Origin of the sequence: Dactylosporangium siamense, from assembly GCF_016862795.1 — a bacterium.
Classification (GTDB): Bacteria; Actinomycetota; Actinomycetes; order Mycobacteriales; family Micromonosporaceae; genus Dactylosporangium; species Dactylosporangium siamense.
Map to the genome: position 1 here is coordinate 76,626 of NZ_BONQ01000156.1, position 21,024 is coordinate 97,649.

The following is a 21,024-nucleotide window of genomic DNA, read 5'->3' on the forward strand; positions in this document are numbered from 1 at the left end:
GAACCTATGCGCCGATCAGCAGGCCGTAGTCGGCCATCGCCATGGCGATGTCGGACTGGGCCCAGAACCGGTGGAACGTGAACGCCGGCGCGGGGCCGGTCCCGTTCAGGTAGGCCTGCACGGCCGGCCAGTTCGGGTCGTTCTTGTAGAAGGAACGGGTGTCCAGGAACGACTTGCCGGGGGCGATGACGTCACCGTTGGGCATGACGCCGCTGTACCCGGACGGGATGTACAGGCCCTGCTGGTTGGACGAGGACCAGACGTCGTCGAAGCGGTTGTAGTCGGTGCGGGTCTCCGGGATGCCGACGCCCTTGCTGTCGGTGTGCAGCCAGATGCCGTCCAGGAGCTTCTTGGCCGTCGTCTTCGCCGCGGCGTTGTTCGCCTTGGCGCCGTAGTACGTCAGCAGCCGGGCGTAGGCGGCGGCGGTGCCGACGTCGGTGCCCGTGCTGACGACGCTGACGTGCAGGTTGGTGTTGGCGGCCGGCGACGCCGGGTTCCACGTGGCCGGGGCGCCGGTCCACTGCAGGGTGTCCGGGATCTTGAAGTCGCCGTTCGCGGCGAACGTCGTGTTCGCGATGGCCCAGGAGACCCACTTGTCCAGCATCGTCTTGGCCTTGGCGTCGCCGGTCGCGTAGTAGTATTCCGCGACCCGCTCCACCGACCACGCCTGGAAGCCGAACCACTGGTTGGACGGCGGGTCGTGGTAGACCGGCTTCTCGTCGTAGAACATGCCGTAGAACGTCGGCGTGCCGGCGGCCGGCGCGGAGTAGTTGCCGCCGACGCTGTTGGTGGCGCCACCGGCGAACGCGCCCTCGGAGGACTGCAACCACTGGTAGAACTCGAGCTGCCGCCCGAGGCTGGTCTGCCAGTCGCCCTTCGCCGTCGGCGACTGCGGCGCGAAGCCGGAGACGTTCGACAGCACGTAGGCGGCCAGGGGGTTCTGGTAGCCCTGGTGGTTGTGGCTGGAGCCGATGCGCCACGACCACTGGCCGCCCGCGTCGCCGCCCCACGCGAAGTACCAGTTCAGCAGGTACGCGGCGGAGTCCTTGCCGGTGCCGGCGGCGCAGGCCGTCGACGTGCAGCCGGGCTTCTTGAAGTACTTGTCGTACATCGCGTAGCGCAGGTAGTCGCCCATCTTGGCGGCCTTCGCCACGACCGCGGCCACGTCCGCGCCCTTGCCCTGCGCGGTCGCCCACTGCTGCGCCCAGTACGCGGCCTGGATGGCGCGCGCGTCGGCGTCGGGGGCGTTGGTGTAGCGCCACTGCTTGGCCGGGGTGCCGTCGATGAACAGCGGCAGGAAGCCGCCGTTGGCCTTGGCACCGAAGCGGAAGTCCTCGCAGGACGGGTGGGCGACGGTCTCCCACACCGACTCCTGCGGGCCGCGCTGGTAGGTGTTGATGTACGACACCGTGGAGCCGGCCTGCGGGGTGCACGAGCTGAAGCCGTAGACGTTGTCGACGTCCTCGAGCCAGTGCATGGCGTACACGTCGGTGTTGCCGTACGTCGAGGTGAGCTCGCTGTACAGCGGGTCGACGCCGACCTTCACCGACGAGTCGAGGTGGCCGCCCTGCTGCGGGTACAGGCTGGGCTGCGCCGCCTCGGGCGCGTAGTCGGCGGGGTCGTTCGCGTTGTAGCCGCCGGTCACCTGGTTGGCGTGGGTCGGGATGATGTACTTCTCCATCGTGGTCCAGGCCTGGTTGAACGGGGCCCAGTCCTGCTTCACCCGGCCGTACTGCGCTTCCAGCCACAGCCAGAAGCTGAACGCCTCGGACGTGGTCTCGTGACCCCAGTCCGGCGCCTCCACGACGAGCGTCTCGATCGAGTGGTACGGCACGCCCTCCGGCGAGAAGTACCCGGAGCTGTGCAGCTTCTGGTACTGCTCGAGGAACCGCTGGACGTACACGCCGCCGGCGACGTCGTCATCGCTCTCGTTGGCCGGTACCGCTGCCGCGGCCCAACCCGAGGCGGTCAGGTTGATCGTGGCGGTGCCATTGGTGGTGTCCGTGTCCTGGGCGCCGCTGACGGTGACGACCTGGGCGACGTTCCAGTTGGCGGCGGTGAACGTCAACGAGGCCGGCGCCGCGGTGATGTCGGTGTCGCCGGTACGGGCGACCGCCACCGTGACATTCGCCGAAGGCGCCTGGTTCAGCTTGACCGACAGCGGCGTGGAGCCGCCCTCGGGCACGGTCAGCGGCGACGGGGTGGCAACGATCGACGGCCCGACGACCGGGTCGACGAACACCGGCACCGCCGTGGACGTGGTCACCGCGCCCTTGCTGTCGTAGGCCTTGGCCTGCAGGCTGTATGCCGCGCTCTGGGCCGGCACGCCGGTCCAGGTGTACGCGTACGGGGCCGACGTGTCGGTCCCGAGCAGCAGCCCGTCGTGGTAGAACTCGACCTTGGCGATCGAGTCACCGGCATCGGGATCCGATGCGGTGGCGGTGATCGGGATCGACGCCGGCGCCGTGTAGCGGGTGTTGGCGGCCGGGGCGGTGATGCTCACCGACGGCGCGGCGTTCGGGCCGGTGCAGGCGACCCCGTTGAGGGAGAAGCTGGTCGGGTTGACGTTGGTGCCGCTGTATCCGGCGTTGAAGCCCGGGTTGACGGTCCCGTTGCTGGGCAGGCTGCCGTTCCAGGGGGCGTTGCGGATCGTCACCTGGTTGCCGGTCTGGGTGAAGTCGCCGTTCCAGCTCTGCTGCAACTGCTGGTTGCCGGCGAAGGTCCAGCTGACGTTCCAGCTCGTGAGCGGGTCGCCGAGGTTCTTCACCACGAGGTCGCCGGTGAATCCGGTCGGCCACTGGCTGCGGACTGAATAGACGACCGAACAGCCGGTGGCGGCGTGTGCGATCCCGGCCGGCAGGGCGAACAGCGTGCCGGTGGCCAGGAGGCCGACGGCCGCGGCACGCAGCCGGCGATGATTGCGGGTGGTCATGTCTGGGGTGCTCCTCGTGAAAGTTTCGGGGGCGGGGAGAGGGCACGCGACAGCGCGACGGCGTTGTGACATAAGCCAGTCGCTGCGTGTGCCCCGTCGGCTCCCAGACGCGAGGTGGCGCTGATTCTGGCATGGGAGCGCTCCCGGGACAAGCACCTCCGAATTCACCTATGGTCGCGACGGCTATCGATCCACCTGGAGGTGATGCCCACCCTTTTCGCGGCTCCCATCGCGAACCGGGGTGCGGCGGACGGCGTCTGCAGCGCCGCCGCCGCGCCCACCATGGGTTAGTTCTGCTCCGTTCGGGTTAGAGAACCCTTCTCCGACGAAGGAAAGGGGACCGTCATGACCCGTCCGATCGCGGACCTCGACCAGCACCCGGACATCCTCGAGCTGCGGGCCCGCTACGACCGAGCGGCGGAGACGCCGACCGCACACGTGACCGACGGCGGACTGCTGCTCGCCGGGCTCTACCTCGCCGTGTCGCCATGGGTGATCGGGTTCGCGATGTTCGAATCCGACCTCGCGGTCAACAACTTCATCTGCGGGGCGGTCGTCGGCGCGCTCGCCGCCGGCTTCAGCATCGCGTACGGCCGCACCCACGGCATGACCTGGGTGCCGGTGGTCATCGGCGTGTGGACGTTCGTCGCACCGTGGGTCATCCTGGGCGCCTACCCGAGCGGCGGGGCCATCGCGAACAACATCGTCATCGGCCTGGTCATCATCGCGCTCGGCCTGCTGACGATGCGCCTGCCCGGCCTGCGCGACCACGGCCGTGACCTCAGGGGCGAAGCCCGCGGCGAAACGCGCGGTGGCGAGCGGGGCGGCGAACGTGGCGGCGAACGCAGCGGCGGCGCCAGCGCCGGCTGGGGTGACCGCGGTGGTCGCGGTAACCGCCCGGGGGACGCCATTCGGTAAACACGCGGTGACGTGACGTCACCACCGGTCACATCGGGGTGAATTCTTCCCGGCCTGGCATGCGCCGGCCGGGAAGACTGACTAGACATCAAACGTGAACCGCGACAGCCGGCTGCCGGCCCTCACCGGCCTGCGCTGGGCGGCGGCGCTCGTCGTGTTCGGCCAGCACACCCTGGAGCTGTTCTACGACCCGGACCTGGTCGCGCCGCGACCGGTCCGGGCCGCGCTGTGGGCGCTGCTCGTCAACGGCGGCGCGATGGGCGTGTCGTTCTTCTTCGTGCTCTCCGGCTTCGTCCTGACCTGGTCCGACACGCCCGGGAGCGGGGCCGCCGGGTTCTGGTGGCGGCGCTTCACCAAGATCTACCCGGCGACGCTCGTCACCACGCTCCTCGCGCTGCTCGTCGTCGGGGCCGGCCCGGGCCAGCTCGCCGCGCACCTGACCCTGACCCAGACCTGGTTCCCGCAGGCGTCGGTGTTCGGCGCGCTCAACCCGGTCAGCTGGTCACTGTCCTGCGAGGCGTTCTTCTACCTGTGCTTCCCGCTGCTGCTGCCGGCGCTGCGCCGGCTGCGCCCGGGCGGCCTGTGGGCCACGGCCGGCACGCTGGCCTGCGGGGTCCTGCTCTTCGGCGCCGCCCTCACCACCGTGCCGCGCTCCCAGGCGCTCTGGCTCGGGTACATGTTCCCGCCGGTACGCATCGCCGAGTTCATCCTCGGCATCGTCGTGGCGCTGCTCGTCCGGGCCGGTGCGTGGCGGGGGCCGGGCCTGCGCTGGTCGTTCGTCCTGGTGGCGCTCGGCGCCGTGGCCGCGCTGCGGGCGCCCTACCCGCTCAACCAGCACGCCCTGACCCTCGTGCCGGTCACCCTCGTCGTCGCCGCGGCCGCCCGCGCGGACCTGGCCGGCGTGCCGACCGTGTGGACCCGGCCGCTGCTGCGATACCTCGGGGAGGTGTCGTTCGCGTTCTACCTGGTGCACTACCTGACGTATCTGACCTACGAACGCCTCGGCCTGCTCCCGCACCATGCGCATCCGCTCGTCGCGGCCCTGGTCACGGTCTCGGTGTTCTCGATCAGCCTGCTCGGCGCGATGGCGGTCTACCACGGCGTCGAGCTCCCGGCGCTGCGCCTGCTGCGCCGCCGCCGGCGAGCGCTGCCCGCGGCACCGCCGGACCCCGACACCACCGTCGAGACCCCGCTGCCCATCCCCGTCCGGTAGCTTCAGGCCTCACTTCGATGCCGGCGGCAGGGCGCGCAGCAACTCCTCCTCGGTGACAGGTCGCGCGTCGAGGGCGGCCCGGCGCAGCACCGCGCGGTCGACGCCGACGCCGCCCAGGACGGACACGTTGACGGCGCCGCGGCGGATGACGTAACCGTGCAGGTCCTGAATTTCGTGGTACCGCAGGCCGTCACCGTCCTCCGGGCAGGTCGCCGGGGCGCACGGGTCGTCGAACCGGTCGACGAGGACCTCGATCCGGACGCTCTCCGGCGTCGCGTGCGGGTCCCTGGACTGCAGCATGATGCCGGGCGGGGCGTCATGGCCGTACATCCCGTAGCCGGGAACGTCGGCGGTGAACAACACCTGGCCGGGAGCCCCGAAACCGTCCTCTGGGCGCGCCCTGCGCATCGTGCCCGCCACACCCCGCACGACCTCCCGCGGCACCGCCTGCGTCCCGGACACCACGACCAGGTGCGCCCCGACGACGACCTGGTAGCCGTGCTCCACGCCGGTGCGGCGGTAGACCCACCCGTCGGGTTCCGTGGTGCACGCGGCGGTCTCCAGGACCGAGCCCGGCACCCCCTCACCACACCCGCCGGACTGCTGGACCGCGGTGGCCCGGTCGAACGCGATGATCGTGATCCAGCGCAGCCCCGGGATCGCCAGCGGGTCCACGGGCATGAACGTGCCGGTGCCGAGGTCGTCGCCGAACATGTCGCTGGACGGGCGATACCCGGGGATGCTGACGACGTACAGCAGCTCCCGGTCCAGCCGGGCCCGGTCGAGCCGCGCCGACAGGTCGTCGGGTGCTGCGGGCCGCCCGGTCGGGGTGACCGCCGTCAGCACGGCGGCCACGGCCACGACGCCGGTGCCGGCCAGCCGGGCCGGCCACCCGCGCAGCAACACCCCGGCGACGGCCGCGAACGGCAACCCGTTGACCAGCAGGCCCGGCGCCCCGCCCTTGCCGAGCATCCCCTCGGGGTTGTCGCTCATCGACCACCAGAGCCCCCACAGCACCCCGCCGGCCACGGCCACCAGCAGCGCCCACACCACCTGCCCGGCGGTCGTGGCCCCGAGCACCGAGGCCGCCGCCGTGCCCTTGACCGTCAGCCACAGCAGGCCGCCGATCGCGGCGAGCGCCACCAGCACCCCGACGGCGAGCGCCCCGGTGCCGCCGCTGTACGCGGCGAGGAACACGAGGCCGGCCGCGACGGGTAACCCGGCCGCGCCGATCGCCCACACCGCCGCCAACTGCCCCACCACCAGCGCCGCGCGCTCCCCGCCGTCGACCTCCCCCATGCGCACAGCATTCCGGCGCCCCGTCCACAGCGCCATCCGTCGATGTACTCAGCTCACCTGAGTATGCCCGCCCGTCCGTCCGGACGGGGTCTCGTGGTGCGGGACGGTCCGGCAGAATCAGGCCGGGTCCCGGCATCGACCGGGTCCGATCACGCGGGGGAGCCGGCATGGACATCTGGGAGCGGCAGCGTCGCAGCGGGCCCATGCTCGTGTTCGGGACGCTGCTCTTCGTCGACGTGCTGCGGGTGTGGCTGCCGTCGACCATCACGATCTTCGGTCAGGCGGGCGCGACACCGCCGGCGCACCTGGGCGGGTTCGCGCTGCTGTGGTTCGTGCTGCCGTTCGCCGTGGTGTGGCTGTGGGACGACCGGTTCTCGGACTGGCCGCGGCGGCTGCTGATGAACGGGTCGGCGGTCGGGCTGGCCGGGTGCCGGGCCGCGCTGCTGTTCGTCCACGGCGGACAGCCACAGTTGTACGTCGCCTCGGCCGGGGTGCTGTGCGGCCTGATCTGGTTGGTCGTGCAGGCGATGGACGGCGCCCCGCCGGTGCCCGGGGTGCCGGCCGGGATCGCGCTCGCCGCCGCCGGGCACCTGGCGCTGGGCACCGTCGACCTGACCTGGACCGGGACGTGGTGGGCGGTCGTCATCGTGGCGCTCGAACTGCTGGCGTTCCTGGTGTTCGCGATCCGCCGGCCGTGGGACGTCGGCACGCTGAGCACCGGCTGGTCGACCGCCGGACCGGTGCTGTTCCTGGCGTCGGTCGTGGTGCTGTCGCCCGCGGCCACGATGGTCGAGGTGTCCTATCTGGCCGGTGCCCCGGGTGGCGATCTCGCCGGGCCCGGCGTCGGGGTGTCCGTGTCCGCGTGGCTGGGGCTGCTGTTCGTGCTCCCGGTGGTGGCCTTCTGGCGCGGCATGATCCGGTTGAGCAACGGCATGCCGGAAGTGATCATCATCTTCGGTGTGCTGCTGGTGGTCTGCGTCGCGGTGTACATGTACGTTCCCGTGCACGGGTACGGTCCGATCTTCCGCCTCGCCGCGATCGGGTTCGGCGCCTGGGCGCTCGGCCGGTGCCTCTCCGTCACCTGGCAGGGCGAGACCTACCGCCCGGTGCTGACCGGCCTCTCGGCGCTCGGCGGGATGCTGCTGTTCGCCGTCGCCGCGGTCGTCTACTACGCCGCCTACGACCTCGGATACCCGAACCGCTGGGTGCCGGTCGTGGTCGCCGGTTACGTCGCCCTGCGGGCCTCCGCCTTCGCCGGGCGGGGCGAGATCGTGGACGAACGTGACATGCGGTGGTCCTATGTGGTGCTGTCGGTCCTGATGACCGGCCTGTTCGGGCTGATCGGTCTCGGTCCGACGCCGCCCGAACGGCCGGAGCTGCGGTCGGTGCGGCTGGTGGCGTACAACATCCGCATGGGCTTCGGCCTCGACGGGACGTTCGACCCTTCGGCGGCCGCCGCGGCCGTGCGGCAGCAGCATCCAGACGTCGTGGTGCTGTCCGAGGTCGACCGCGGGTGGCTGCTCAACGGCGGCCACGACACCCTGGCGATCCTCGCGCGCAAGCTCGGGATGCGATACACGTTCGCCCCGGCCGCCGACCCGGTCTGGGGCGACGCGGTGCTCACCAACCTGCCGGTCACCAGCCGAAAGTCGGTCGCTCTCAGCGCGGACGGCGCCCCGACCGGCGCCCAGGCGCTCGGCGTGACCGTCCGTGCCGGCAACCGCGAGATCGCCGTCGTCTCCACCCACATCCAGCCGCCGGCGGGCCGCGCCCCCTTGACCCAGGCGCGGCAGATCAGCGACTTCGCGACCCGGTTCGGCGGTGACCGGCCCACGATCGTGGCCGGCGACCTCAACATCCAGCCCGGGGACGAGTCGATGGACGCGTTCGCCAGCTCCGGCTTCGCCGACGCCCTCGCCGGGTTCCGCCCGCTGCCGACGTTCCCGGCGGATCACCCGACACAGCAGATCGATCACGTCCTGGTGCGCGGCGGCCTCACCGCGAGCGAACCGGCGGTCGGCTCGACCACCGCATCCGATCACGCGCCGCTGGCGGTGACCCTGACCTGGTGACGGGCGTCAGCCGATCTCGCCGTCGATGCGCTGGCGCAGGATGTCGGCGTGGCCGTTGTGCCGGGCGTACTCCTGGATCAGGTGCAGGTAGACCGCCCGCAGCGACATCGGGCCACGCAGCTGGTCCTCGAACGCGTCGTCGAGCGCCGCCGTGGCCACCGAGACCCGCGAGGACTGCCACTGCTTGAGCAGGCGGTCGTAGTCGGCCTCGGCCCCGGCCGGGTCGGCCTCGTCGAAGGCCGCGTCCTTGGCGTCGTCGCGCCGGTACAGGAACGGCACCGGCGTGCCCCGGAACCGGGCGTGGAACCACTCCCGCTCCACATCGGTGACGTGCCGCAGCAGCCCGAGCAGCGACAGCGTCGACGGGGGAGCGGAACGCTGCGCCAGCTCCTCGCCGGTGAGGCCGGTGCACTTGCCGACCAGCACCGCCCGCTGCCAGTCGAGGAACCCCTCGAGCAGGGTCCGCTCGTCGGCCACGAGCGAACCCCCGAAGGGCGGCGCCGCCGGCGCGATCCACGTCATACGGCGATCATGCCACGCCCGCCGCCCCGGCAGGCCCGGCCTGGCCAGGCCGCGACCATGTCCGGTCGTCATCGCCTCACGAGGGTGAAGGGGCATCGATGCGCGGCAGTGCGGCCACGGATTGTTTCCGTCGTTGCCCCGGTCATGTCGCAGCGGGCAGCCCGACATGGCAACGTATGCGCTATGTCCGTCCATCCCCGCGCAGGACAACCGGCGCAGCGCTCCGACCTCGTCGACGTCCCGCGACTCATCACCAGTTACTACGCCGAGCACCCCGACGTCGAGGATCCTGCCCAGCAGGTCGCGTTCGGCACGTCGGGGCACCGCGGGTCGAGCCTGCGGCGCTCGTTCAACGAGGATCACATCGTTGCGGTGAGCCAGGCGATCTGCGAGTACCGCAAGCTCCAGGGGTACACGGGGCCGCTCTTCATCGGCAAGGACTCGCACGCCCTGTCGGAGCCGGCGACGGTCAGCGCCCTTGAGGTGTTCGCGGCCAACGACGTGCAGGTGCTCGTCGACAGCCGGGACGGCTACACGCCGACGCCCGCGCTGTCACACGCGATCCTGACCCACCGGCACCTGGGCGCGGACGGGGTCGTGGTCACCCCGTCGCACAACCCGCCGGAGGACGGCGGGTTCAAGTACAACCCGCCGCACGGCGGGCCCGCCGACACCGACGTCACCAAGTGGATCCAGGACCGCGCCAACGCGCTGCTCGCCGACAAGCTGCAGGGCGTCAAGCGGATCCCGTACGCCCGGGCGAAGGACCACGCCGGCCGGTTCGACTTCCTCGCCGCCTACGTGGACGACCTGCCGTCCGCCATCGACGTGGCCGCGATCGCCGACGCCGGCGTGCGCATCGGCGCCGACCCGTTGGGCGGGGCCAGCGTCGCGTACTGGGGGGCCATCGCCGAACGGCACAAGCTGGACCTGACCGTGGTCAACCCGTACGTCGACCCGACGTTCGGGTTCATGACCCTGGACTGGGACGGCAAGATCCGGATGGACTGCTCGTCGCCGAACGCGATGGCGTCGCTGATCGGCAAGCGGGGTGACTACCAGGTGGCGACGGGCAACGACGCCGACGCCGACCGGCACGGCATCGTCACCCCCGACGCCGGGCTGATGAACCCCAACCACTTCCTCGCCGTCGCCATCCAGTACCTGTTCCAGGCCCGCGACGGCTGGCCGAAGGACGCCGCGATCGGCAAGACGCTCGTGTCGTCCTCGATGATCGACCGGGTCGCCGCGGACCTCGGACGCACGCTCATCGAGGTGCCGGTCGGCTTCAAGTGGTTCGTGCCCGGCCTGCTGGACGGGTCGGTCGGCTTCGGCGGGGAGGAGAGCGCCGGCGCGTCGTTCCTGCGCCGCAACGGCGAGGTCTGGACCACCGACAAGGACGGCCTGCTGCTCTGCCTGCTCGCGGCGGAGATCATCGCGACCACCGGCCGGTCGCCCAGCGAGCACTACGCCGACCTGGTCGCGCGGCACGGCGCGCCCGCGTACGCGCGGATCGACGTCGCCTCGACCCGCGAGGAGAAGGCGGTGCTGGGCAGGCTGTCGCCGGAGCAGGTGACGGCGACGGAGCTGGCCGGCGAGCCGATCACCGCGAAGCTCACCGCGGCCCCCGGCAACGGCGCGGCCCTCGGCGGGCTGAAGGTCGTCACCGCGTCCGGCTGGTTCGCGGCGCGGCCCTCCGGCACCGAGGACGTCTACAAGGTCTACGCCGAGTCGTTCCAGGGTCCCGAGCACCTGGAGCGCATCCAGCAGGAGGCCCGCGGGGTCGTGTCGGCGGCACTGTCGGCATGACGCACGAAAGCCCGGCCCCAGGGCCGGGCTTTCGCCAACGTCGTTGAGCGGTGTCAGGCGACCGCGCGGTCCGATGGCGCGGCGGCGGCGGCCCGGCCCGCGGACGGCCGCTGCTTGAACGCCCGCTGCAGCTGCACCACGATCGACCACGTCACCTCGCCGACCGGGCGGGCGCCGTTGACCTGGATCAGCAGCTCGCGCTGCTGGTAGTAGTCGAGCAGCGGGCGGGTCTTCTCCTCGTACACCTTGATCCGGTGCTTGATCACCTCGACGGTGTCGTCCTTGCCGCGGGCCCGGGCCAGCATCCGGCGGGTCAGCTCGTCCTCGGGCACCTCGAGGTGGATCGCGATCTGCACCCCGACGCCGAGGTCGCCGGCGGTCCGGTAGGCCGCCTCGGCCTGCTCGACGGTGCGCGGGAAACCGTCGAGGACGTAGCCGCCGTCGGCGTTCGCGGCCAGGACCGGCTTGCGGAGCATGTCCATGATGATCGAGTCGGGGACCAGCTCACCCTTGTTGACGAGTTCCTCGACCGTGCGGCCGATCGTCGTGCCCTCGGCGATGTTCTTGCGGAGCAGATCGCCACTGGCGATGTGGGTGATGCCGAACTGCTGCGCGATGAGCTGCGCCTGGGTGCCCTTGCCCGCACCTGGTGCGCCGATCATGAGAATCCGCTTCGCGCGCGGTGTCGCCGACTGCATTGTCATCTGCACACCCCTTTATGGCGTTATGACATGGTGAAAAGCGTGCCGGCCGACGCCGATGGTCCAGCATCCCACCTCGATGTCCGAGCTGGGCTTGGGGAGCGCTGTGAATTACCGCATTCCCATCTGTGGGTCCGGTGGGGAATACCGGACCCACAGACGGGTATGACGATCTAGCGGGTGCCGACCAGGTCGACGACGAAGACGAGCGTCTCACCCGGCTTGATCAGGCCACCGCCGGCGCCCCGGCTGCCGTAGCCCAGGTGCGGCGGGATGACCAGCTTGCGCCGGCCGCCGACCTTCATGCCGGCCACGCCCTGGTCCCAGCCGGCGATGACCTGGCCCTGGCCGAGCCCGAAGTCGAAGGTGCCGCCACGGTTCCACGAGGCGTCGAACTCCTTGCCCGTCGACAGCGACACACCCACGTAGTGGACGCTGACCTGCTGTCCGGGCTGAGCCTCCGCACCGTCACCGACGGTGATGTCCTCGATGACCAGGTCCGCCGGCGGCGGGCCGTCGGGCAGGGAAACGTCGGGCTTGCTGAGCGCCATGCGATAACTCCTCGGCGGGATGGTTGTGTGTCGCGGTCCATCCTGCCCCATGCGTCGCCGCCCGGCCGCCAACCACCCGGCATCTGGCCCTGAGGTGATATGGACCACGCTCGGTCGCCGGCCGTACCCTGAAGGCGATGGCACGTGGCAAGCCGCCGAGCAGGCCGGTGCGGGAAGCCTTCTGGCTGGTCACCGGTAGTTTTGTCCTGCTCGCCGCACAGACCCTGGCCACGCTGTTCCTGCTCGTGCGCTTCGGCGCAGCCTACGACGCGCACGGACCGTGGACGTTCAGCGAGCAGGCCCAGGCCGACAGCTTGCATGCCGGGCTGGTCGGCGCGGCCATCCTGGGCGCCGGGATGTCCATGCTGCTTGCCGGTGCCGCCCTCGCCGTCCCGCGCCGATCCACCCGCACCCGCACGGTCGTCGGCTGCGCCGCCGTGGTCCTCGCCGGCGCGCTGCTGCTCGGCATCGTGGTCGGCCCGGACGGCGCGGTGCTCGCCGGCGACGCGGGCGAGCTCGCCCACCTGGAGATGCTGCTGCCGGTGTGGTTCACGGCCCTGGCCAGCTCGACGGTGACCGCCGTGATCGTCCTGCTCGGCGTCGCCTTCGCCCGGCTCGGCCGGGACGCGGCCCTCGACTATTACCAGCACCACGACCCGACCGCGACGTGGCGCGGCTTCATCTCGTGGCTCAACATCGCGAGCCGGCGCTGACGGCCGCGGGCCGGCTCGCCGCCGCGCCGCGCCCGGTCCGGCAGGCGTTCCGGCTGGTCATCGGCGCCATCGTGCTGATCGCGGCGGAGGCGGTCGCGGCGGCCGTGCTGCTCGTCCGCTTCGACGCGACCGTGGCGGCGCACGCCCCGTGGAGCGTCCTCGAGCAGGTTCAGCTCGACAGCATGCACACCCGGCTGGCGCTCACCGCCGTCCTCAGCGCGGGCCTCGCGGTGCTGCTCGCCGGGGTCGCCGTCGCCGTGCCGCGCAGGTCGGCCGGGACCCGCCCGCTCGTCGGCCTCGCCGCGCTGCTCGCCACGGTCGGGCTGCTCCTGGGCGTGGTGATGAACCCCGACAACGCGCTGCTGGCCTACGGCGCCGCCGAGGAGGCGCACCTGCACCTGGTGCTGCCGATGTGGTTCTCGGTGCTGTCGTCGATCGCCGTCTCCGGCGCCATGCTGGCGCTCGCCGTCGCGTTCGTCGTCATGGGCCGCGAGCCGGCCTACGAGTACTACCACTACCACGGCCCGGTCGCGGCCTGGAACCGCCGGCCCGCTACCGCCGAAAATGAGGGATCGCGCGCGCCGTGACGTGGCCCTATCGTGTGCCCGATGACCGACGAAGTGATCCAGAAACGGCCCGCGCCGCGCCCCGTGCGCCAGGCGTTCTGGCTGGCCGCCGCGGGTTTTCTGCTCGTGCTCGGGCAGAGCGTCGCGGCCGCGGTCGTGCTCGCCGGTTTTGACGACGCCTGCACCGCGGTGTGCGGGCCGCTCGAGATCTACGACATCTCGGAGTCGATCCGGTTCCGGCTCGCCGCCGCGGTCGTGCTCGCCGGGTCCGTGGCGCTGCTGCTGGGCTTCGCCACCCTCACGGTCCCGCGCCGCAGGGACACCTCGCGGTCGCTCGTCGGCGGCGCGGCGCTGCTGTCGGCCGTCGCGTTGCTCCTGGGCGTGGTGTTCAGCCCCGAGAACCTGGTGCAGGCGCAGGGCGCTGCCGAGGTAGCCCTCTACGAGACGCTGCTGCCGGTGTGGTTCACCGCGCTGTCGTCGGGCGCCGTGGTCGGCGCCGTCGTGCTGTTCGGCATCGCCTTCGCCCGGATGGGCCGGCAACCGGCGGTCGAGTACTACCTGGGGTAGGACCCGACCGTCGGCGCTCGTCGGCGCTCGTCGGCGCTCGTCAGCGCTCGTCGAGCGCGGTGAGCATCGCCTCGGCGACGCCCGTGGCGCTGGCCGGGTTCTGGCCGGTGACCAGGCGGCCGTCGCGGACCACCCACGGCTGGAACGGGGCCGCGCCGGTGTGCCGCGCCCCGAGCGCCTCGAGGCGCCGCTGCAACGCGAACGGCACGACCTCGGTCAGCCCGACGGCGCGTTCCTCCTCGTCGGTGAACGCGGCCACGTCCCGGCCGGCGACCAGGTGCCCGCCGCCGGTCAGCGTGACGCCGACCAGTCCGGCCGGACCATGGCAGACGGCACCCACGACGCCGCCCTGCTCGTACACCTGCCGCACCAACGACCGCAGCGCCGTGCTGTCCGGGAAGTCCCACATGGTGCCGTGGCCGCCGGCCAGGAACACCGCGTCGAACCGGGTCGGGTCGAGGTCGCCGACGGCCGGCGTGTCGTGGCCCAGGAACGCCAGGAAGTCCTCGTGGCCGGCCGGGTCGCCGTCGCGGGGCGGGTCGCCGCCGAGCACCGACGCCACCGACACGGTGTGGCCGGCCTTGCTGAAGACCTCCCACGGGTGCGCCGCCTCCGACACGTAGAAACCGGTGCTCCGGCCGGTGTCGCCGAGGGTCGCGTGGCTGGTCAGGACAATCAGAGTCGCTGTCATGGCGGCCAGCCTGCCGCACCGGTTGCCATCGGCGCCAATAGCCGGGCTGCGCCGGTATCATCGGAAATTCTATGGCACTCTCGCTGGATCTGCTGCGCACGTTCCTCGCCGTGCACCGGGAAGGTTCGGTCACCGGCGCCGCTCGCCGGCTCGCCCTGTCCCAGCCGACCGTCACCGCCCAGCTGCAGGCCCTGGAGGCGGCGCTGGGGCGGCCGCTGTTCGTGCGGCAGCCCCGGGGCGTCACGCCGACCCCGGCCGCGGACCTCCTGGCCCGGCAGATCGCCGGGCCGCTCGACGACCTCGCCGGCGTCGCCGAACGCCCCGAGGAAGGCACTGCCAGGCTCGGCGGCGCCGCCGAGTTCCTCACCGACCTGGCCCTGCCGGCGCTCGCCGGGCTCGTCGCCGCCGGGCTGAAGCTGCGGGTCACGCTGGGCCTGTCCGACGACCTCGCCGACGCCCTGGTGGGAGGCGCCCTCGACCTCGCCGTCCTGACCAGCCGCCCCCGCCGCCGCCAGCTGCGCGCCGACCCGCTGTATGACGAGGAGTTCGTGCTGGTCGCCGCCCATCGGTGCGATGTCGCGTCGACCCCGCTCGTCAGCTACGCCGAGGAGTTGCCGATCATCCGGCGGTACTGGCGCAGCGTCTTCGACCAGCGGCAGCACCGCACCGCGGACGTGGTGGTGCCCAACCTGCACGCGGTGCGCGCGCTCGTGCTCGCCGGCGGCGGGTGCAGCGTGCTGCCCGAGTATCTGGTCCGCGCGGATCTGGACGCGGGCCGGCTCGTCCTGCTGCACGAGCCGCCGGTGCCGCCGCTGAACACCCTGTTCCTCGCGCACCGCGACGGCCCGCTCGCACCGGCCGTCGCCGCGGTCCGCACCCGTCTGCTGGAGGAGTTCCGGTCCGTTTCGCCGATGGAAACGTAACCGCGCTACGTTCAGACGGTGACCCAGCCTTTGGACCTGCCCCGCACCGTGGGCGAGCTGCGATCGAGCGGCCACCGGTTCCGCACCGTCAAGCAAGAGCTCCGCGAAAACCTCCTGGCCAAGCTGCGCTCCGGCGAGCCCCGCTTCCCCGGCATCGTCGGCTACGAAGACACCGTCCTGCCCGAGCTCGAGCGGGCCATCCTGGCCGGCCACGACCTGGTGCTGCTCGGCGAGCGTGGCCAGGGCAAGACCCGCGTCATCCGCGGCCTCGTGTCGCTGCTGGACGAGTGGACCCCGGTCATCGCCGGGTCCGAGCTCAACGAGCACCCGTATGAGCCGATCACGCCCGCGTCCCGGCGGCTCGCGCTCGAGGCCGGCGACGCGCTGCCGGTGGAGTGGCTGCACCGGTCGAAGCGCTACGGCGAGAAGCTGGCCACCCCCGACACGTCCGTCGGCGACCTCATCGGCGACGTCGACCCGATCCGGGTCGCGCAGGGCCGGACCCTCGGCGACCCGGAGACCATCCACTTCGGACTCGTCCCGCGGACCAACCGCGGCATCTTCGCCGTCAACGAGCTGCCGGACCTCGCCGAGCGCATCCAGGTGTCGCTGCTCAACGTCCTGGAGGAGCGCGACATCCAGGTCCGTGGCTACCAGCTGCGCCTGCCGCTGGACGTGCTGCTCGTCGCCAGCGCCAACCCGGAGGACTACACCAACCGCGGCCGGATCATCACGCCGCTCAAGGACCGCTTCGGCGCCGAGATCCGCACCCACTACCCCCTCGACCTGGAGCTGGAGACCGACCTGATCCAGCAGGAGGCGCAGCTGGTCGCGCAGGTCCCCGGCCACGTCATCGAGGTCCTGGCCCGCTTCACCCGCGCGGTGCGGGAATCGCCCGCCGTCGACTCGCGCTCCGGCGTGTCGGCCCGGTTCGCGATCGCCGCCGCCGAGACCGTCGCCGCGTCCGCGTTGCGCCGCGGCGGGCTGCTCGGCGACGACAAACCGGTCGCCCGCGTCGGCGACACCGTGTCGGTCACCAGCACGCTGCGCGGCAAGGTCGAGTTCGACAGCGGCGAGGAGGGCCGCGAGATCGAGATCCTCGCCCACCTGCTGCGCACCGCGACCGCGGACACGTTCCGGTCCCGGCTCGCCGGGCTGGACCTGTCCGGCTTCACCGACCTCGTCGCCGAGGGCGCCGTCATCGAGACCGGCGAACTCGCCGGCGCCGACGACATCCTGCAGCAGGTCGGCACCGTGCCCGGCCTCGCGAAGGTCCTCGAGCGGCTCGGCCTCGGCGACGCGCCCAGCCGTGGCGAGGCCGCCGCCGGCATCGAGTTCGTCCTGGAAGGACTGCACCTCACCAGACGGCTGTCCAAGGATCTCACCGAGGACGGCCGCACCGTCTACGGAGGCTGAGCACGTGCGCCACAACAGGTTCCGCTACGGGGCGTGGCGCGGCGGGCCCGACCCGCTGGCCCCGCCCTACGACGTGCGCGCCGCCGTCGACCAGGTCGGCGCCGAGGTCCTCGACGGCGGCAGCCTCCGGGAGGCGCTGCGCAACCTGCTGCGCAACGGCCCCGACGGCGGGCGTGGCCTGGACGACCTGCTCGCCCGGGCCCGGCGGCTGCGCCGCGAGGCGATGCGCCGCGGCGACCTCGACGGTGCCGTGACCCGCGCCCAGCAGCTGCTCGACCAGGCGGTCGCCACGGAACGCGACGCCCTGGCCGCTCTGGACTCCGACGACGCCCGATTCGCTGAGGCGCAGCTGGCGAATCTGCCACGGTCGACCTCGAAGGCTGTTTCGGAATTGTCCGAATATAGCTGGACATCACCTGAAGCTCGGGCGCTGTACCAGCAGATCCTCGACCAGCTCCGCGACGAGGTCCTCGGCCAGCGGTTCCAGGGGATGAAGGAGGCCATGCAGGACCCGGCCATGCAGGAACGCATGCGGGAGATGCTGCAGGACCTCAACGCCCTGCTCGGCAAGCACGCCCGCGGCGAGAACACCGACGACGCGTTCGCGCAGTTCATGGCCCAGCACGGCGACTTCTTCCCGGAGCAGCCCGGCACCGTCGAGGAGCTCATCGACGCCCTCGCCCGCCGCGCCGCCGCCGGGGAGCGGCTGCTGCGCTCGCTCAGCCCGCAGCAGCGCGAGGAGCTGCAGGCACTGATGGAGCAGTCCCTCGGCAGCCTCGCCGGGGAGATGGCCGCCCTCACCGACAACCTGCGCTCGCTGCGCCCCGACCTCAACTGGGGCCGCGGCGAACGGGTCCGCGGGCAGCGCGACCTCGGCTACGGCGAGGCGGCCGGCGCCCTCGAGGAGATCGGCGACCTCGACGACCTGCTCGACCAGCTCGGCCAGGAGCACCCCGGCGCCACCCTCGACGACGTGGACGTGGAAGCGGTGGAGCGGCAGCTCGGCCGGTCCGCCGCCGACGACCTGCGCCGGCTGCGGGAGCTGGAGCAGCAGCTGCGCCGGCAGGGCTGGGTCACCCGCGGCGCCGACGGGCTGACGCTCAGCCCGAAGGCCCTGCGCCGGCTCGGCGGCACCGCCCTGCGCACCGTCTTCGCCGACCTCGCCGCCGGCCGCAAAGGCCAGCACGACCTGCGCGACGCCGGGGCCGCGGGCGAGCTGACCGGGGCGTCGCGGCGCTGGCAGTACGGCGACGAACAGCCCATCGACGTGGTCCGCACCATCGGCAACGCGGTCCGCCGCCAGGCCACCGGCGGCACCGCGGTCCTGCCCATCGGCCTGGACGTCGAGGACTTCGAGATCGCCGAGACCGAGCGGCGGGTCTCCGCGGCCGTCGCGCTCTGCGTCGACCTGTCCTTCTCGATGATGGCCGACGGCCGGTGGGGCCCGATGAAACAGGCCGCCCTGGCGCTGTCGCACCTCGTCGCGACCCGCTTCCCGCAGGACGCGCTGCAGATCATCGGTTTCGGCCGGTACGCGACGAAGCTGTCCGTCGAGGAGCTCGCCGCTGTGGAACCGGACTACGTGCAGGGCACCAACCTGCAGCACGCCCTCATGCTCGCCGGCCGGCACCTGCGCCGGCACCCGGGCTCCGACCCGGTCGTGCTCGTCGTCACCGACGGCGAGCCGACCGCGCATCTGCTGGACGACGGCACGTCCTACTTCCACTGGCCGTCGACCCGCGAGACGGTGACCTCGACCGTGCACGAGGTCGATCAGCTCACCCGCTACGGCGCCGTGCTCAACGTGTTCATGCTCGGCGAGGACCCCGGCCTGCGCCGGTTCGTCGACGCCGTGGCCCGCCGCAGCGGCGGGCGGGTCTTCACCCCGGAGGCCGGCGACCTGGGCCGATACGTCGTCTCCGACTACATCCGCGCACGTCGGGGCCGCCGCGGGTGATCCGTGTTTCAGACGAGGCGGGGGAGGGGTATCTGAAGATTGTCCATGAACACCCCTCCTCCCCGGGAGCTGAAATGATCGTCCTTGGCCTGATCCTGTTCCTGCTCGGGCTCTTCCTGCACGTCGGCATCCTGGAGACGATCGGCATCGTGCTGCTGATCGTGGGAGCGGTGCTCTGGATCCTCGGCGCCGTCGGCCGTCCGCTCGCCGGGCGACGCCACTACTGGTAACTCTCCCGCACTTCATGCGCTGGCCGGCGGTCCCCCCGCCGGCCAGTGGTATTTCCGGGCTACGTGTCTGCGTGCCCTATGTGTCGTTGCGCCGGAACCAGCGGCGGAGCCGGGACGGGGTGGCCTTCGGCGCGGGAGCGGCGCCGGTCACCTCGTCGGCCAGGGCGAGCACGTCCCCGACCATGTCCGGCACGATGTGCACCAGCGCCGCCAGGGAGTCCCGGATCGTGACCGGCCTGGTCCGCGACGCCTGCACCGCGGCCAGGAACCGGCGGCCGACCGTGTCGCAGACCTCCACCCGGCACGTCGGGTCGAGCCACGCCGCCACCGTCAACGCGAACAGCGCCGCCTCCGTCGTCCAGTCCTCCACACCCCACGCGACGTCGGTGAGCAGCCGCCGCTGGGCGGCCGTGTCACCCGGGTCGGCCGGGTTGCGCAACTCGCCGCAGTGCAGCAGGCCCAGGCACGCGAACACCTGCGCGGAACGCTCCCACCAGCCGTCGGGCAGGTCGGCGTAGCGCTCGGGGCGGGCCGGCGGGTGCACCAGCAGCGACAGCAGCTGCTCGACCGGCAGCTCACCGAGCGGCAGCGCGTGGTCGTAGGCGGCGACCGGATGCGGCCACGCCGGACCCGCCAGGCCCGCGAGCAGTGCCTGGCTCGCCGCCGAGGCCGGCTCGACCGTCGGGTAGGCGGTCGTCGCGTCGTACCGCCACAGCACCCGCACCGGCTTCAGCGGCTGCACCAGGTCCGGCGGCGGCGGGCCGGCCACCTCCACGGCCACCCGTGGCACCTCCCGGCGCAGCAGGGCGAGGGCGCTGGGCACCTCCAGGGCCGACAGTGACATGCCACCGTCCATCGTGCCCCGCTGATCGGGTGGCACCCGCTGCAGCGTGTTCACGGACGCCTCCGTCGGCCCGGCGACCCGGCCGAGCCACGTGCGGCGCTCGCACGCCTGGGCCAGGTCGCTGTGCTCGTGGCTGACGACGGGATGCTCACGGATGAAGTCGACCAGCGCCACCAGGTGCCGCACGTCGCCGTCCCGCCGGAACCGCAGCCGCTGCGCGGTGTGCACGGCGCAGTCGTAGTCCGACTGGCCGCGCAGGCCCTCGTCGAGCAGCGCGATCGCCTCGTCGACCCGACCGGAGTCGGCGAGCCAGTTGGCCATGTCGGCGCACAGGTCCATCTCCTGCGGGGCGGCCCGCCAGGCCTGCCGCATCACCTTCAACGCCGCGTCGAGGCGGCCGTCGGCGCGCAGGGCGTACGCGTACCAGACCGAGGTCAGCTTGTCGGGGTGCAGCCGGTGCCCACGGGCGCCCCACCGGACCGCCTCCGCGGTGTCACCGAACCGGCGCCCGAGCCCGGCCGCGGCGCCGTGCAGCAGCGCATGGTCCGGGTGTACGCGCAGCGACCGGCGGGCCAGGTCCAGGTACACCTCATTGGCCTTCGCGACCGGTGGCGGCGCCGGGTCACCGAGCCGCTGCATGACCCCGACGAACAGCCGGGCCAGCTCGTCCGGGTCCAGCCGGGCCGGGTCGACGGCCCGCACCCAGCTCACGTCGGCCCACGGCTGCTCCGGGTCGAACCCGGTCGCCTGCGCCAGCATCCGCAGCGACCCGATCGGGTCGGTCGGCGCCGTCACGTGTGCCCGCGCCACGACCGTGCCGATGAACGCCGGCTCCCGCAGCGGGAACAGGTCCGCGACCCCGCCACCGGCGCGCACGGTCAGCGCGGCGAGCAGCTCGTGCACCTCCGGCAGCCCCGGCGCCCAGGCGATCGCGCCGGCCAGGTGGTCGGCGGCGTGCTCGAGGTCGCCCTCGGCGAGCGCCACCCGCGCCAGGGACAGCTCACCGTGCGCCTGCGCCACCGGGTCTTCGACATCGTCGGCCACCCGCGGAGAGTAGAGCACACCGAGGGGATGATGTCGGGCGGCGTGTGTGCAGCGCT

Annotated in this window: 18 protein-coding genes; 11 read left to right on the forward strand and 7 right to left on the reverse strand. The window is 72.3% G+C overall.

All coding sequences use genetic code 11. From position 1 onward, the window contains the following. Positions 1-4 precede the first annotated feature (4 nt). Positions 5-2,932 carry a glycoside hydrolase family 48 protein gene (locus Dsi01nite_RS47920; RefSeq protein ID WP_203853162.1) on the reverse strand — a complete coding sequence of 976 codons (2,928 nt, stop codon included), beginning with the start codon at positions 2,930-2,932 and terminating at the stop codon, positions 5-7. Positions 2,933-3,277: 345 nt separating this feature from the next. Between Dsi01nite_RS47920 and Dsi01nite_RS47925 the strand changes: the two genes are divergently transcribed. Together Dsi01nite_RS47925 and Dsi01nite_RS47930 are read left to right on the forward strand one after the other, a co-directional pair. Further along, positions 3,278-3,850, forward strand: coding sequence for an SPW repeat protein (locus Dsi01nite_RS47925; protein WP_203853163.1), 573 nt, complete (start codon positions 3,278-3,280; stop codon positions 3,848-3,850). Between the two features lie 94 nt (positions 3,851-3,944). Continuing rightward, on the forward strand, positions 3,945-5,063 hold the full coding sequence (locus tag Dsi01nite_RS47930) for an acyltransferase family protein (protein WP_203853164.1): 1,119 nt from the start codon (positions 3,945-3,947) through the stop codon (positions 5,061-5,063). 9 nt (positions 5,064-5,072) lie between these two features. On the opposite strand, the gene Dsi01nite_RS47935 is transcribed toward Dsi01nite_RS47930, so the two are convergent. Then, complete coding sequence (locus Dsi01nite_RS47935; protein ID WP_203853165.1) at positions 5,073-6,362, reverse strand: hypothetical protein; 1,290 nt, start codon at positions 6,360-6,362, stop codon at positions 5,073-5,075. A gap of 167 nt (positions 6,363-6,529) precedes the next feature. Here Dsi01nite_RS47935 and Dsi01nite_RS47940 point away from each other — a divergent pair, with 167 nt between their 5' ends. Continuing rightward, on the forward strand, positions 6,530-8,434 hold the full coding sequence (locus Dsi01nite_RS47940) for an endonuclease/exonuclease/phosphatase family protein (RefSeq protein WP_203853166.1): 1,905 nt from the start codon (positions 6,530-6,532) through the stop codon (positions 8,432-8,434). A 6-nt stretch (positions 8,435-8,440) separates the two neighbouring features. Here Dsi01nite_RS47940 and Dsi01nite_RS47945 read toward each other — a convergent pair whose 3' ends face one another. After that, positions 8,441-8,956 (reverse strand): DinB family protein, encoded by a 516-nt coding sequence (locus Dsi01nite_RS47945; protein ID WP_203853167.1) that lies wholly within the window; start codon positions 8,954-8,956, stop codon positions 8,441-8,443. A gap of 183 nt (positions 8,957-9,139) precedes the next feature. Between Dsi01nite_RS47945 and pgm the strand changes: the two genes are divergently transcribed. Continuing rightward, the gene (pgm, locus tag Dsi01nite_RS47950; RefSeq protein WP_203853168.1) at positions 9,140-10,765 is read left to right on the forward strand and encodes a phosphoglucomutase (alpha-D-glucose-1,6-bisphosphate-dependent); all 1,626 of its coding nucleotides are present in this window, start codon (positions 9,140-9,142) and stop codon (positions 10,763-10,765) included. A gap of 53 nt (positions 10,766-10,818) precedes the next feature. Here pgm and Dsi01nite_RS47955 read toward each other — a convergent pair whose 3' ends face one another. Next, a complete protein-coding gene (locus Dsi01nite_RS47955) occupies positions 10,819-11,469 on the reverse strand; it encodes an adenylate kinase (protein ID WP_203853169.1) in 651 nt (216 codons plus the stop codon). Between the two features lie 170 nt (positions 11,470-11,639). Next, entirely contained in the window at positions 11,640-12,017 is a 378-nt protein-coding gene (locus Dsi01nite_RS47960) for an FKBP-type peptidyl-prolyl cis-trans isomerase (protein ID WP_203853170.1), read from the reverse strand. A gap of 137 nt (positions 12,018-12,154) precedes the next feature. Between Dsi01nite_RS47960 and Dsi01nite_RS47965 the strand changes: the two genes are divergently transcribed. From Dsi01nite_RS47965 to Dsi01nite_RS47975, 3 genes are read left to right on the forward strand one after another with little or no spacing between them, the layout of a single operon-like run. Beyond that, positions 12,155-12,730: a hypothetical protein gene (locus Dsi01nite_RS47965; protein WP_203853171.1), complete on the forward strand. Its 576-nt coding sequence runs from the start codon at positions 12,155-12,157 to the stop codon at positions 12,728-12,730. Next, positions 12,703-13,317 carry a hypothetical protein gene (locus Dsi01nite_RS47970; protein WP_203853172.1) on the forward strand — a complete coding sequence of 205 codons (615 nt, stop codon included), beginning with the start codon at positions 12,703-12,705 and terminating at the stop codon, positions 13,315-13,317. The genes Dsi01nite_RS47965 and Dsi01nite_RS47970 overlap by 28 nt, the downstream gene beginning before the upstream one ends. Before the next feature lie 21 nt (positions 13,318-13,338). Continuing rightward, complete coding sequence (locus tag Dsi01nite_RS47975) at positions 13,339-13,863, forward strand: hypothetical protein (RefSeq protein WP_203853173.1); 525 nt, start codon at positions 13,339-13,341, stop codon at positions 13,861-13,863. 40 nt (positions 13,864-13,903) lie between these two features. On the opposite strand, the gene Dsi01nite_RS47980 is transcribed toward Dsi01nite_RS47975, so the two are convergent. Then, complete coding sequence (locus Dsi01nite_RS47980; protein WP_239136840.1) at positions 13,904-14,554, reverse strand: type 1 glutamine amidotransferase domain-containing protein; 651 nt, start codon at positions 14,552-14,554, stop codon at positions 13,904-13,906. Between the two features lie 71 nt (positions 14,555-14,625). Between Dsi01nite_RS47980 and Dsi01nite_RS47985 the strand changes: the two genes are divergently transcribed. The 4 genes from Dsi01nite_RS47985 (at position 14,626) to Dsi01nite_RS48000 (ending at position 19,080) form a co-directional block, all read left to right on the forward strand. After that, positions 14,626-15,477 (forward strand): LysR family transcriptional regulator, encoded by an 852-nt coding sequence (locus tag Dsi01nite_RS47985; RefSeq protein WP_203853174.1) that lies wholly within the window; start codon positions 14,626-14,628, stop codon positions 15,475-15,477. An 18-nt stretch (positions 15,478-15,495) separates the two neighbouring features. Further along, entirely contained in the window at positions 15,496-16,893 is a 1,398-nt protein-coding gene (locus Dsi01nite_RS47990; RefSeq protein WP_203853175.1) for a sigma 54-interacting transcriptional regulator, read from the forward strand. A gap of 4 nt (positions 16,894-16,897) precedes the next feature. Continuing rightward, positions 16,898-18,850, forward strand: a complete 1,953-nt coding sequence (locus Dsi01nite_RS47995) for a vWA domain-containing protein (RefSeq protein ID WP_203853176.1) — start codon at positions 16,898-16,900, stop codon at positions 18,848-18,850. A gap of 74 nt (positions 18,851-18,924) precedes the next feature. Continuing rightward, entirely contained in the window at positions 18,925-19,080 is a 156-nt protein-coding gene (locus Dsi01nite_RS48000; protein WP_203853177.1) for a DUF6131 family protein, read from the forward strand. A 76-nt stretch (positions 19,081-19,156) separates the two neighbouring features. Here the strand turns inward: Dsi01nite_RS48000 and Dsi01nite_RS48005 are convergent, their stop codons facing one another. After that, complete coding sequence (locus Dsi01nite_RS48005) at positions 19,157-20,968, reverse strand: tetratricopeptide repeat protein (RefSeq protein WP_203853178.1); 1,812 nt, start codon at positions 20,966-20,968, stop codon at positions 19,157-19,159. Positions 20,969-21,024: the final 56 nt, after the last annotated feature.

Coding starts and splice junctions, on each gene's coding strand:
- Dsi01nite_RS47920 (WP_203853162.1), bottom strand. CDS start 2,932: ATGACCACCCGCAATCATCGCCGGCTGCGTGCCGCGGCCGTCGGCCTC.
- pgm (WP_203853168.1), top strand. CDS start 9,140: ATGTCCGTCCATCCCCGCGCAGGACAACCGGCGCAGCGCTCCGACCTC.
- Dsi01nite_RS47980 (WP_239136840.1), bottom strand. CDS start 14,554: ATGACAGCGACTCTGATTGTCCTGACCAGCCACGCGACCCTCGGCGAC.
- Dsi01nite_RS47935 (WP_203853165.1), bottom strand. CDS start 6,362: ATGGGGGAGGTCGACGGCGGGGAGCGCGCGGCGCTGGTGGTGGGGCAG.
- Dsi01nite_RS47940 (WP_203853166.1), top strand. CDS start 6,530: ATGGACATCTGGGAGCGGCAGCGTCGCAGCGGGCCCATGCTCGTGTTC.
- Dsi01nite_RS47960 (WP_203853170.1), bottom strand. CDS start 12,017: ATGGCGCTCAGCAAGCCCGACGTTTCCCTGCCCGACGGCCCGCCGCCG.
- Dsi01nite_RS48000 (WP_203853177.1), top strand. CDS start 18,925: ATGATCGTCCTTGGCCTGATCCTGTTCCTGCTCGGGCTCTTCCTGCAC.
- Dsi01nite_RS47985 (WP_203853174.1), top strand. CDS start 14,626: ATGGCACTCTCGCTGGATCTGCTGCGCACGTTCCTCGCCGTGCACCGG.
- Dsi01nite_RS47925 (WP_203853163.1), top strand. CDS start 3,278: ATGACCCGTCCGATCGCGGACCTCGACCAGCACCCGGACATCCTCGAG.
- Dsi01nite_RS47975 (WP_203853173.1), top strand. CDS start 13,339: ATGACCGACGAAGTGATCCAGAAACGGCCCGCGCCGCGCCCCGTGCGC.
- Dsi01nite_RS47965 (WP_203853171.1), top strand. CDS start 12,155: ATGGCACGTGGCAAGCCGCCGAGCAGGCCGGTGCGGGAAGCCTTCTGG.
- Dsi01nite_RS47945 (WP_203853167.1), bottom strand. CDS start 8,956: ATGACGTGGATCGCGCCGGCGGCGCCGCCCTTCGGGGGTTCGCTCGTG.
- Dsi01nite_RS47955 (WP_203853169.1), bottom strand. CDS start 11,469: ATGACAATGCAGTCGGCGACACCGCGCGCGAAGCGGATTCTCATGATC.